Origin of the sequence: Microtetraspora sp. NBRC 16547, assembly GCF_030268965.1 — a bacterium.
Taxonomy (GTDB): Bacteria; Actinomycetota; Actinomycetes; order Streptosporangiales; family Streptosporangiaceae; genus Microtetraspora.
On record NZ_BSSE01000020.1, the window covers coordinates 53,231 to 65,196 of the forward strand.

Below are 11,966 nucleotides of genomic sequence, written 5' to 3' on the forward strand. Positions count from 1 at the left end.
GGGGAGACCCCGTGAGACTGGACTCAGTCCGTCATCTGTACGAGCGCCGGGGACCTTTCGTCTCGGTCTATATGGACACCGCCCGTACCACCGAGGACGCGGTGAACGCGGTCGAGCTGCGCTGGCGGCGGATCGCTGAGGAACTGACGAAGGAGGGAGCCCCGTCCACGCTCCGCGGGGCCGCCGGCGAGCTGGTCAACAATCCGGTGGAGGCCGCGCCCGGGCGGGCCGTGTTCGCGGAGGGCGCGTCCGTCGCGCTGACCGAGCCCCTGGCCGCGCCGCCACCGCGCGAGATCGCCCGATGGTCGCCGCTGCCTCATGTGGTGCCGATGCTGGCCCAGCGCGGGGAGGCCGTGCCGCACCTCCAGGTGCTGGCCGACCACGCGGGCGCGGACATGATCGTCTCCTGCGGCGGGCGGAGACGCGAGCTTTCGGTCGGGGCCGCCGACTGGCCCATCCAGAAGACCGGCCAGGGTGGATGGTCGCAGACCCGGTACGACCGGGACGCCGAGGAGACGTGGCGGCGCAACGCGGTCGCGACCGCCGAGATGATCGACAAGGAGGCGCACGGGATAGGCGCCGAGGTCATCGTGTTGGCGGGCGAGCCGCAGACCCGCCACATGATCATGGAAGCGCTCAGCAAGGAAACGGCCGCGCGCGTCGTGGTGGCCGAGCGCGGCCGCCGCGCTCCGGGGGCCGCCGGCGAGTCGTTCCAGGCGGAGGTGGACAGGGCCATCGACGCCTGGGTGAGGAAGCGACGCGCCGAGTTACTCGGCGCGTACAGCGCGGGGCCGTACGCGACCGGGCTGGCCGACACCGCGCGGGCGCTGCGCGACGCGCGCGTGCGGACGCTGCTGCTGCGGGACGACCCGTCCGCCGACGCCACGATGTGGATCGGCCCGGAGGGAACCCAGCTCGCGATCGACCCCGGCGAGCTGAGCGACCTGGGCGTGGATCTGCCCATGGAAGAACGGGCCGACGCCGCGCTGGCCCGCGCCGCCGCCATGACCGACGCCGACCTCTGGTTCGCGGCGGAGCTCGACTCTCCCGACGGGGTCGGCGCGGTGCTCAGGTACTGATCACAACTTCGAGGGTCCGGGGGCCGTGCACGCCCTCGACCCGGTTGAGCTCGATGTCGCTGGTCGCCGACGGGCCGCTGATCCAGGTCAGCGGCCTTTCGGGGGCGAGGCGGGCGACGGCGTCCGGCACTCCGGACACGAGCTGGCCGGCGCGCACCACGCACAGGTGATAGTCCGGGAGCAGCGTCAGCGCCCGTCGTCCCTGGCCGGGACCGGCGTCGAGGACGATCGTGCCGGTCTCGGCGATCGCCACGGCGCACCCCGTGATCACACCGTCCGTGCCGTCGAGGTCGGCCGCGCTCAGCTCCGGGTCGTCGCCCACCGTGTCGTACGGCCCCCGATCCAGCCAGGCCGCCGGGAGGCCCTCCGGCACGACGAGGCGTCGGATCTCCCGGCGCCCGAGCGCCTCCGCGACAACGGAGGCGACCTCGGCCTCGGCGACCACGTGGACGATCGCGCGGTAGTCGCGCAGCCGCTCGGCGAACAGATCGATCAGGCGCTCGTCGGCGTTCGGCCCTGTGTCACCGCCCGTGTCACGGGGCGTGACACCGGCCGTGACACCGGCCGCGCCGCGGTAGGCGCGCGGCACCTCGACGTCGGGCGCGCCCGCGACGGCGCCGCGGACGCGGGCGAGGATCATGTCGCGCGAGTTCATCGGCTGCCTCCGCCGGTACGGTCCCACCAGTCGCGGAACGATTCACGGGGGATATCCGGGATGTCGCGGGTGTCGGTCCACGCGGACATCGGGCCGGGCAGGCGCTTGGGCACGAACCGGCGCAGCCTCCCGCCGGCCCGCTGGGCCCGCGCCAACCGTCCGGGCCGGTTGAAGATCCAGCCGGCGGCGGCCATGCCGAGGCGCTCGGCACGCGGGTGGCGGGCCTTGGCGCGCAGGTCGACCAGCACCTGCGGGATGTCGATGGCCACCGGGCACACCTCGTAGCAGGCTCCGCACAGCGACGACGCGTACGGAAGCGAGCGGTCCAGTTCGGAGCCGAGTCCGCGGAGCTGCGGGGTGAGGATCGCCCCGATCGGCCCGGGATAGACGGATCCGTACGCGTGGCCGCCCGCGCGCTCGTAGACCGGGCACACGTTGAGGCAGGCGGAGCAGCGGATGCAGCGCAGCGCCTGGCGTCCGACCTCGTCGGCGAGGACGTCGGTGCGGCCGTTGTCGAGGAGCACGAGGTGGAAGTCCTGGCCCTCCGTCGCGCCGGTCCAGGTGGAGGTGTAGGGGTTCATCCGCTCCCCTGTCGAGCTCCTGGGCAGGAGCTGGAGGAAGACCTCCAGGTCGCGCCAGGTCGGCAGGACCTTCTCGATGCCGACGACGCTGATCAGCGTCCGGGGCAGGGTGAGGCACATCCGTCCGTTGCCCTCGGACTCCAGGACCACCAGGGTCCCGGACTCGGCGATCATGAAGTTCGCCCCGGAGATCGCGACCTTGGTGGAGAGGAAGCGTTCCCTGAGGTGGAGCCGGGCCGCCTCGGCGAGCGCGCGGGGATCGTCGGTGAGGTCCTCCGGCGCCGCCCGGCCCCACTCGCCCATCCGCTCCAGGAAGATCTCGCGGATCTCCGCGCGGCTCCGGTGGATCGCCGGGACCAGGATGTGCGAGGGCCAGTCGTCGCCGAGCTGGACGATCAGTTCGGCCAGGTCGGTCTCGTACGCGGTGACGCCCTCGGCGGCGAGGGCGTCGTTCAGCCCGATCTCCTGGGTGGCCATCGACTTGACCTTGACCACCTCGGTCTCGCCGGTGGCCTTGACCAGGCCGGCGACGATCCGGTTGGCCTCATCGGCGTCCCTGGCCCAGTGGACGCGGCCGCCCGCGGCGGTGACCGCCTCCTCGAGCTGGATGAGGTAGCGGTCCAGGTTGCGGAGGGTGTGGTCCTTGATGGCCTTGCCCGCCTGTCGGAGCTCCTCCCAGTCGGGCAGCTCGCCGACCACGCTCGCCCGCTTGTCGCGGATGGTGTGCGTCGCCTTGCGCAGGTTGAACCGCAGCTGCGAGTCGCGAACGGCCTTCGCCGCGTTGGAGGGGAAGCTCTGTTCGAGCGCCCGGGCGGGCATGCCGAGGAAGGTGCGGCTCACGGCTCGGCCACCTCCGTCGCGGCGAGGATCTCGGCCAGATGCATGATCTTGACTCCGGTCTTCTGGCGGGTGAGCGTTCCCCCGATGTGCATCAGGCAGGAGTTGTCGGCGGCGCACAGGACTTCCGCTCCCGTGGACATGACATTTCCGACTTTGTCAGCACACATCGCGGCGGATATGTCGGGATTTTTCACGGCGAAGGTGCCACCGAAGCCGCAGCATTCCTCGGCGCCGGGCAGCGGCACGAGCTCCAGGCCCCGGACGTTCCGCAGCAGCCGCAGCGGCCGGTCCCCGAGATGCAGCCCGCGCAGGGAGTGGCAGGTGGGGTGGTAGGTCACCCGGTGCGGGAAGTACGCCCCCACGTCGGTCACGCCGAGCACGTCGATCAGAAACTCGGAGAGCTCGTAGACCTTGGGCACCACCTCGCCGGTGGCGGCGGGTGCCAGCCTCGGATACTGCTCGCGCACCATGGCCCCGCATGAACCCGAGGGCACGACCACCGCGTCGTACCCGGCGAAGACGTCCGCGAAGTGGCGCGCGAGCCGTACGCCCTCCTCGCGATAGCCGGTGTTGACGTGCATCTGCCCGCAGCAGGTCTGCGCCCGGGGGAAGGCGACGTCGACGCCGAGACGGCGGAGCAGCGTCACCGTCGCCTTCCCCGTGCCGGGGAAGAGCGTGTCGTTGACGCAGGTGATGAAGAGGGCGACCCGCACGTACGGCTCCCGCATGTATGGTCTGACCAAATATGGTCTGACCATACACCCGGTCACAAGGAGGACGGACTTTGAGCGGCGTCGATCGTTCCCAGGAGTTCCGGCGCGGGCCGGTGGGGCCCCGGACGCGGGCCTACGAGGAGGTCCTGAACCGGATCGAGGAGCGGATCACCGCCGACGGGCTCACCGTCGGCGACCGGCTGCCGGGTGAGCGCCAGCTCGCCGAGCAACTCCAGGTGAGCCGATCGTCGGTCCGCGAGGCCCTCCGCGCGCTCGCGACCCTCGGCGTGGTGTCGTCCCAGGTCGGCCGGGGCCCGGACGCGGGGGCGGTGCTGACCTCGCGACCGGACAGCGCACTGACCGACCTGCTCCGCCTCAACCTCGGCCTGTCCACGCTCTCCATGCGCGAGGTCGTGGACACCCGCCTGATGATCGAGCAGTGGGCGGTCGCCCACGCGGCGCGCGACGGAGAGGGCGCGCTCGACGAGATGGCCCGCGCCATCGCCGCCATGGACGCCGCCACCACCCCGGAGGAGTTCGTCGAGCACGACATCGCCTTCCACATGGCGATCGCCGCGGCGTCGGGCAACCGGCTCACCTCCGCGATCATGCGGGCGCTGCGCGACGCGGTACGGCGCTACGCGATCGACGCGGTGCTCCGCCTCGGCGACACCGCGGACCTGCAGGCGGACCACCGGCGCATCCACTCCGCCGTCACGGAGGGCGACGCCGCCGCCTCCGTCGCCGCGGTCACCGAGCATCTGGCCCGTGCCTATCCGGGGTAGAACGTGTTCTAATCAGGTTCCACGCGCACGACGTGATCGAGGAGGATCAGGTGGCCGAGGACCTGAGGCTTGGACTGAATCTTGGTTACTGGCAGCGGAGCGCCGACGACGCGACCGTGCTCGTCCAGGCGGCCGAGCGCCTGGGCTACGACTCGGTGTGGACGGCCGAGGCGTACGGAAGCGACGCGTTCACCCCGCTCGCCTGGTATGGCGCGCGGACCAGCAGAATCAAGCTCGGAACGAGCGTGGCGCAGATCTCCGCGCGCACCCCGGCGGCCACCGCGATGACCGCGATGACGCTGGACCACCTCACCGGCGGCCGGCTGCTCCTCGGCATCGGCGCGTCCGGGCCGCAGGTCGTCGAGGGCTGGTACGGCCGGCCGTTCGCCCGGCCGCTGGCCAGGACGCGCGAGTACGTCGAGATCATGCGCAAGATGTGGCGCCGGGAAGAACCCGTTATCAATGACGGGCCGCACTATCCGCTGCCGCTGCCCGGCGGCCTGGGCAAACCGCTGAAGCTGATCACGCGACCGCTCCGCGACGACATCCCGGTCTATCTGGGCGCGGAGGGCCCGAAGAACGTCGCCCTCGCCGCCGAGATCGCCCAGGGGTGGCTGCCGCTGTTCGCCTTCCCCGAGAAGATCGGAACGATGTACGGCACGGCACTCGCGGGGGCCCGGCCGGGGTTCGACGTCGCGGCCATGGTCATGGTCATGGTCACCGACGACGTCAGGGCCGCCCTGGACGGCGTCAAGATGATGCTCACGCTGTACATCGGGGGCATGGGCGCGAAGACGCGCAACTTCCACGCGGACATCATCGGCCGCATGGGATACGCCGAGGCGGCGGAGCGCATCCAGGCGCTCTATCTCGCCGGGCGCAAGGACGCGGCGTTCGCCGCGATCCCGGACGAGCTGGCCGACGGCATCTCCCTCGTCGGACCGCCCGGACGGATCCGCGAGCGGCTGGAACCGTGGCGCGCGAGCCCGGTGACGAACCTGCTCGTGATGGGCCCGCGTGACGAGGAGACGCTGCGGACAGTCCGCGACCTCGTTCTCGAATAGTCCTCGGGAAGGCCCCTCAACCGGCTCCGCCGGTCACTTGTCGCACCACCCTTCAGACCGCTCTTCACCAGCGGCGATCGATCGCCCGGCCAAAGTGGCGGGAAGCGCGTGCCAAACCTTTCTATGGCCCGCGACGGGCATCGAACCTCCACCGATTAGCCCAGGTACCAATGGGATACGAGAGAGGCAAGTGACACGGAGGCCGGGGGGAGAAACACATGCGGTCCGCCTCGTCAGAAGTGAGCCGGTCGGCCGTGGCGGTCTACGCGAGCCTCGGCACCCAGGTCGCCTCGATGGCCGCGCTCGTCGTCTTCGAGCACGTGCGCGGGCGGCGGCTGATCAGGGAGATCGCCGCGTTCGGCGGGGATCCGCATGATCCGGCCGCCCGTGAGGTGGTCGGGGCCGTGACCGTGTTCGCGCTTCTGATGCTGCTGCTGGCCGCGGCCACGATCACCGCCGCGGTGGCCTATCTGAGCTGGCTGCGGCGGGTGCGCCCGGACTCCTCCGGCCTCTACGCGGTCGGCGCCTGGCTGCTGCCGGGGGTGAACCTCGTGGTGCCGCCGATCATCGCCGACCGCGCTTGGCGGGAGGCGGCGCACGGCCGGGGCACCCGGTCCCGCTGGCTGCCGCTCCTCATCGGCTGGTGGCTGAGCTGGCTGGCGCTGATCTGGCTGGTGCTGGTGCGGCTGCCGCGGACGCACAGCTCGGCCGACCTGACGGGCGCGGGACTGCTCGAACTGGTGACCGCGGCGGTCGCCGCCGCGCTGTGCGCCGCCACCGTCCATCGGATCACGGGGTTCCGCAGCGTCAGGGCGCCCGCCGCGCAGGCCGACGCGGGCCGTCACCGCGTACGCGTGCGAGTGGGCCCGGAGCTGCCGGAGCTCGCGTGCCAGACCCGCCGCTGGGGCTCGGCCGGATGGGCCAGGAAGGCCGCGGCGTCGCGCACGCCCGGGGTCGGCCCGATATCGGAGTAGGGCGAGAGCCGGTAGCCGTTGTCGTACTCGATGGAGCGCCCGCCCACGCCGCCGCCGGGCTCGGGCCTCTCCTCCAGCCGGGCGCGTACGGCGTCGATGCCTCCGTGGGGCGCCGGGGCCCGCCACAGCTCGTCGAGATCGACGAGGTTCCAGCAGTGCAGGGCGCGCAGCGAGACGGCACGCGCGCCGGTGCGCCGGACCACGCCCCTCGCGACCAGCAGCCAGGACCCGAACACGGTCGCCGCCGTGTGCGCCTGAACCGACTCGAAGAACGTCAGGTCGATCGGGCCGGTGGAGTCGTCGAGGGTGAGGAAGATGACCCGCTGGCCCGAGCGCACGGCGGGCGTCTGGGTGGCCACCTTGACCCCGGCGACCAGGATCTCCGCACCGTTCCGCTGCCGCAGCAGGTCCTTCGACCGGACGACGCCGATCGCGTCGAGCAGCTCGTCGTGGAAGCCGATCACATGCCGGCTGACGTCCATGCCGAGGACGGCGAGCTCCGCCTCGACCACCTCCGCCTCGGTCATCTCCGGCAGCTCGCCGGGAGTGACCCGCTCGGTGAACCCCATCGGGAGCTGCACGGCCGTCGCGTCCCTCCCGGCCGCCACGCCGGCCGCCGAGGAGCGGTCGAGCGCCCCGACCTGGGCGATCAGGTCACGCCGGGTCAGCCTGCCCGGCCGCCATCGGGGGCCGCCGGGGTGCAGGCCGTACATGGCGTCGAGGCCGCCGACCTCCACGATCCGCTCGGCGACGGGCCGTGACGGGCGGGCCCGCTCCCAGAAGTCGGCCATCGAGGTGTACGGCTGGCCGGCGACCATCCGGGCGACCTCGGCCTCGCTGGCCCCCCGCACCGCGGAGAACGGCACGCGCAGGCCGTACCCACGGCCGAACCCTCCGGTCTCCCTGTCAGGTCCGCCGTCGACACCACTGTCGACGCCACCGCCGAGATCGACGTCCTGCCGCCGCGGGCCCAGGTCGCCGGGCCGGACGCGGAGGGTCAGCGACTCCCCCGTCAGCTCCTCCGTCGACTCCCCCGTCGACTCCCCTGTCGCCGCCGCCTCGCCGTACGGCTCTTCGGGAGGCGGCCCGGCCGGCTCGCCGCCGGTCTTCTCGACCCGCCAGTCCCTGCCGGAGTGGTTAACGTCCAGGGCCAGGATGTCGACGCCGCATCGCCGGGCCTCGTCGAGGATCACGCGGCTCGGGTACATGCCCGGCTCGTGGGTGAGCACGCCCGCGAAGAAGGCGGCCGCGTGGTGCCGCTTCAACCACGCCGACTGGTAGGTGGGCAGCGCGAACGCCGCCGCGTGCGCCTTGCAGAACCCGAACGCGCCGAACGCGTCGAGGATCTTCCACGCCTTCTCCACCGTGGCGGGGCCGAAGCCCCGTTCCTCGGCCAGCGGCACGAACCAGTCGCGGACCGCCCCCCTGCCCTGCGGGGTGTCCAGCGCGCGGCGGGCCTTCTCCGCCTCCGACAGCCCGCATCCGGTCATGACGTCGATGACCTTCAGGACCTGCTCGTGGAAGACGACCACGCCGTGGGTCTCCCGTAGCGACTCGCGCAGGTCCTCATGGGGGTACGACGGCCGCCGGAAGCCGTGCCTGGCCTCGAGGTACGGCGTGACCATGTCGGAGTTGACCGGACCCGGCCGGAACAGCGAGATGTCCACGATCAGGTCGTGCATCGTGCGGGGCTCCAGCTTGGCGACCAGCTCCCGCTGGCCGGGCGACTCGATCTGGAAGCAGCCGATCGTGCGACCGGAGCAGATCATGTCGTAGGTGTCCACGTCGTCGCGCGGGACGGCGTCCAGGGCGATCCGCACGCCGTCGACCCGCTCGATCTCGTCCAGCGCGTGGGCCATCGCGGACTGCATCCGCACGCCGAGCACGTCCAGCTTGAGCAGGCCCGCCTCCTCGACGTCGTCCTTGTCGAACTGCGACATCGGGAAGTCGAGCAGGCTGCGTTCCACCGGCGTGCGGTCGCGCAGCGCCGCGTTGCCGACCAGCACGCCGCACGGATGCAGCGCAATGTGCCGGGGCAGCCCGTCGAGCTTCTCGGCCAGCCGGAACACCGTCTCCAGCGACCGGTCGTTCAGCCCGCTGTCGCGCAGCTCGGGCAGGTCGGCCAGCGCGGCCCGGATCTGCTTGGCGCGGATGTGCGGGAACGCCTTCGCGATGGCGTCGATCTCGTGCGGGGGCAGCCCCATGGCCGAGCCGACGTCCCTGATCGCGCTGCGGGCGCGATAGGTCTCCATCATGGAGACGCAGGCCACCCGGGCCTCGCCGTACCGGCCGAGGATGGCGCGGTAGCAGTCGAGCCGGCGCGCGGACTCGACGTCCACGTCGATGTCCGGCAGTCCGTGGCGGCCCTCGGACAGGAAGCGCTCCATCAGCAGGCCGTGTTCGAGCGGGTTCACCTCGCCGATGCCGGCGAGGTAGTTGACCAGGCTGCCCGCGCCTGAGCCGCGGATCGCGCAGCGCACGCCCATGGCGCGGATCATGTCGGTGATGCCGGCCACCGCGACGAAGTAGCCGGACAGCCGCTTCCTCTCGATGATGTCCAGCTCGGCGGCGAGCCGTTCCCTGGCCTCCTTCGAACGTTCCATGCCCCGGCGGCGCAACCCGTCGTCGCAGCGGTCCCGCAGCATCGGGACCGGATCGCCGCCGATCTCCGGCAGGTGCAGCGCACCCGGAGGGTCGGACAGGAGCGGGACGATCTCGACCGCGTCAAGCACGCATCTCTCCGCGACGTGACGCGTCTCCTCCAGGAGGCGGGCCATCCGGCTTCGGTCACCGCCGCAGACCCGGGCCGCCACCGAGCCCATCTCCTCGCCGCTCTTGAGATACGCCTGCGTGGAGGGCTCAAGGTGCCGGACGTGCAGCGGCGCGAGCCGTCGCGCGGCGTCCAGCACGTTGCCGACCTGGTGGTCGGAGGTGTCGAGGTGGCGCACCGCGTTGGTCAGCACGGCGGGGACGCCCACCGAGTCGGCGAGGCCGAGCATCCGGGCAGCGGTGTTCGCGTCGCGGTAGCCGTAGTGGTCGGTCACCTCGACCACGACGTCGGGCACCGCCGCGCGCCAGGCGGCCAGCAGCGCCCTGGCCTCCTCGTCGCGGTGCCCGGCCGCCGCGTGGCCAAGGTCGGACCTGGGTCCGAGCAGCACCGTCAGCCGGGCGTCGCCCGAGGGACCGCGGGCGTGCTCGGCGAGCATCTCGCGGGTCACGTACGGCTCGCCGCGCTCACCCACGTGGTGGGCGGCGGTGACGAGGCGGCACAGGTGGGCCCAGCCGTCCGCGCGGGCCAGGACGACGATCCGCCGCTCGTCCATGCCCGGGAGGCCCTCGTTCCCACCCTGGCGACTCTCGTGCCTGCCGTGGCGGCCCTCGTGCTCACTCCGGGGGCCGAGGACCAGATCGACGCCGGCGATGGGGGCGAGGCCCTCGGCGTGACATGCCCGGATGTGCTTGATCGCTCCGTAAAGGCCGTCGCGGTCGGTCAGCGCGAGCGCGTCCATGCCCTGGGCGGCCGCGCGCGCGACCAGCGCGGGCGGGAAGGCCGTGCCGTACCGGAGGGAGTAGGCGGAGGCCACGTGGAGGTGGACGAAGGGAGCCATCAGTCCCACGCCCTCAGCAGCAGCCAGCCGCCGCTCGCGGTGTCGAAACGCAGCTCGTAGGTGCCGACGCCGGTGTTCGCTCCGGCCTCGACCCGCCAGAACCGCCGCTCGCCCGGGTCGGTGTCGGAGGTCTTCCACCACTCGCGGGCCACCACCCAGTGATCCTGGACCTGGCGGATCGCGTAGAGCCGGTCACGCCAGACGAACTGGGCGGGCCGGTCGTCCCGGATCCACACCTCGATCGGATCGCCGTAAAGTCTGCTCAAGACGGATCTTCCCCCCATGGTCGGCACCCGGGGGAAGGCGGGCGCTACGTGCTACTTCGAACATATGTTCTCAGAAGATCGACCGCAACTCGGTCCGGAACCGGGCCGGGATCCGTTCACAAAGGGCCACCGTCCCGGGCCCTTCCGTTCACCAAAGCGCAATCTGCCCAGGGCTAACTAGGTCTGGTTTGTTGCATTGAGTTCGCCTACGTTCGATCCACGTACGACAGTGGGAGACAAAAGCGTGTCTGCGCGCATCGCGGGCCTCGTGGCCGCCCTGACCATAGCCATCCCATTGAGCGCGGCCTGCGGAGCCGCACCCACCGAGAGCGCGGCCGGCTCCGGAGGGGCCGACGCGAAGACCGCCACCTCCGCCGCCGACTTCGGCGGGATGGACAAGCTGGTGGAGGCCGCCAAGAAGGAAGGCAAGCTCAACGTCATCGCGCTTCCCCGCGACTGGGCGAACTACGGAGAGCTCCTCGACACCTTCGCGACGAAGTACGGCATCACGATCACCAGCGACAACCCCGACGGCGCCAGCGCCGACGAGATCAACGCGGTGAAGACGCTCAAGGGCCAGGACCGCGCCCCCGACGTGCTCGACCTCGGCCAGTCGTTCGCGCTCAGCGGCGCGCAGGAGGGCCTGTTCGCGCCGTACAAGGTCGAGGCCTGGGACAAGATCCCCGACGGGCAGAAGGACCCGAACGGCACCTGGGTCAACGACTACGGCGGCTACGTGTCGATCGGCTGCGACGCGAAGAGGGTCACCACCTGCCCGCAGACGTGGGCCGACCTGCTCAAGCCCGAGTACAAGGGCAAGGTCGCGCTGAACGGCGACCCGACCAAGGCGGGCGCGGCCTTCGGCGGCGTCTACGCCGCGTCCCTGGGCAACGGCGGCTCGTTCGACGACATCCAGCCCGGGATGGAGTTCTTCAAGAAGCTCAAGGCCGCCGGTAACTTCAACCCCGTCGAGTCCACCCCGGCGACCGTCGAGAACGGCGAGACGCCGATCAGCATCGACTGGGACTACCTCAACGCCGGGTACGCCGACGAGTTCGCGACCAAGGGCGTGGACTGGAAGGTCGTCGTCCCGAGCGACGGCAAGTACTCCCAGTTCTACGCCCAGGCGATCAACAAGGAGGCTCCGCACCCGGCGGCCGCCCGCCTGTGGCAGGAGTTCCTCTTCAGCACCGAGGGCCAGAACCTCTGGCTCAAGGGCTACGCCCGCGCGGTCCTGCTGCCCGCGATGCAGGCCGACGGCACGGCCGACGCTTCCGTGGTGGCCAAGCTCCCGGCGGTGGAGGGCACGCCCACGTTCCCGACCGAGGCTCAGATCAACAAGGCCAAGGAGACCCTCGCCACCGGCTGGGGCGCCGCGGTCTCCGGATGAGCCGTCCCGCG

General features: G+C 71.6%; 9 protein-coding genes and 1 pseudogene. 5 read left to right on the forward strand and 5 right to left on the reverse strand.

Translation table 11 applies throughout. The annotated features are described in order from the left end of the window. Positions 1-11 precede the first annotated feature (11 nt). A complete protein-coding gene (locus tag QSK17_RS24675) occupies positions 12-1,079 on the forward strand; it encodes a baeRF2 domain-containing protein (RefSeq protein WP_285707599.1) in 1,068 nt (355 codons plus the stop codon). Here QSK17_RS24675 and QSK17_RS24680 read toward each other — a convergent pair. From QSK17_RS24680 to QSK17_RS24690, 3 genes are read right to left on the reverse strand one after another with little or no spacing between them, the layout of a single operon-like run. Continuing rightward, on the reverse strand, positions 1,069-1,734 hold the full coding sequence (locus tag QSK17_RS24680; RefSeq protein ID WP_285707600.1) for a LutC/YkgG family protein: 666 nt from the start codon (positions 1,732-1,734) through the stop codon (positions 1,069-1,071). The genes QSK17_RS24675 and QSK17_RS24680 overlap by 11 nt on opposite strands. Further along, the gene (locus QSK17_RS24685) at positions 1,731-3,155 is read right to left on the reverse strand and encodes a lactate utilization protein B (RefSeq protein ID WP_285707601.1); all 1,425 of its coding nucleotides are present in this window, start codon (positions 3,153-3,155) and stop codon (positions 1,731-1,733) included. The genes QSK17_RS24680 and QSK17_RS24685 overlap by 4 nt, the downstream gene beginning before the upstream one ends. After that, a complete protein-coding gene (locus QSK17_RS24690) occupies positions 3,152-3,868 on the reverse strand; it encodes a (Fe-S)-binding protein (protein WP_285707694.1) in 717 nt (238 codons plus the stop codon). Before QSK17_RS24690 ends, QSK17_RS24685 begins: the two co-directional genes overlap by 4 nt. A 71-nt stretch (positions 3,869-3,939) precedes the next feature. Between QSK17_RS24690 and QSK17_RS24695 the strand changes: the two genes are divergently transcribed. The 3 genes and pseudogenes from QSK17_RS24695 to QSK17_RS36465 all read left to right on the forward strand — a co-directional run. After that, positions 3,940-4,653 carry a FadR/GntR family transcriptional regulator gene (locus QSK17_RS24695; protein ID WP_285707602.1) on the forward strand — a complete coding sequence of 238 codons (714 nt, stop codon included), beginning with the start codon at positions 3,940-3,942 and terminating at the stop codon, positions 4,651-4,653. 50 nt (positions 4,654-4,703) lie between these two features. Next, positions 4,704-5,717, forward strand: a complete 1,014-nt coding sequence (locus tag QSK17_RS24700; protein ID WP_285707603.1) for an LLM class F420-dependent oxidoreductase — start codon at positions 4,704-4,706, stop codon at positions 5,715-5,717. A gap of 293 nt (positions 5,718-6,010) precedes the next feature. Next, positions 6,011-6,499: pseudogene (locus tag QSK17_RS36465) on the forward strand (DUF4328 domain-containing protein); the annotation flags it as partial. 59 nt (positions 6,500-6,558) lie between these two features. On the opposite strand, the gene QSK17_RS24710 reads toward QSK17_RS36465, so the two are convergent. Together QSK17_RS24710 and QSK17_RS24715 are read right to left on the reverse strand one after the other, a co-directional pair. Then, on the reverse strand, positions 6,559-10,299 hold the full coding sequence (locus QSK17_RS24710) for a DNA polymerase III subunit alpha (RefSeq protein WP_285707604.1): 3,741 nt from the start codon (positions 10,297-10,299) through the stop codon (positions 6,559-6,561). Then, positions 10,299-10,565: a DUF6504 family protein gene (locus tag QSK17_RS24715; RefSeq protein ID WP_285707605.1), complete on the reverse strand. Its 267-nt coding sequence runs from the start codon at positions 10,563-10,565 to the stop codon at positions 10,299-10,301. The genes QSK17_RS24710 and QSK17_RS24715 overlap by 1 nt, the downstream gene beginning before the upstream one ends. A gap of 244 nt (positions 10,566-10,809) precedes the next feature. Here QSK17_RS24715 and QSK17_RS24720 point away from each other — a divergent pair, with 244 nt between their 5' ends. Next, positions 10,810-11,955 carry an ABC transporter substrate-binding protein gene (locus tag QSK17_RS24720; protein WP_285707607.1) on the forward strand — a complete coding sequence of 382 codons (1,146 nt, stop codon included), beginning with the start codon at positions 10,810-10,812 and terminating at the stop codon, positions 11,953-11,955. The last annotated feature ends 11 nt before the right edge of the window (positions 11,956-11,966 follow it).

What these genes read in the sequence shown, in the direction of transcription:
- QSK17_RS24680 (WP_285707600.1), bottom strand. Translation starts at nt 1,734, where the DNA reads ATGAACTCGCGCGACATGATCCTCGCCCGCGTCCGCGGCGCCGTCGCG.
- QSK17_RS24710 (WP_285707604.1), bottom strand. Translation starts at nt 10,299, where the DNA reads ATGGCTCCCTTCGTCCACCTCCACGTGGCCTCCGCCTACTCCCTCCGG.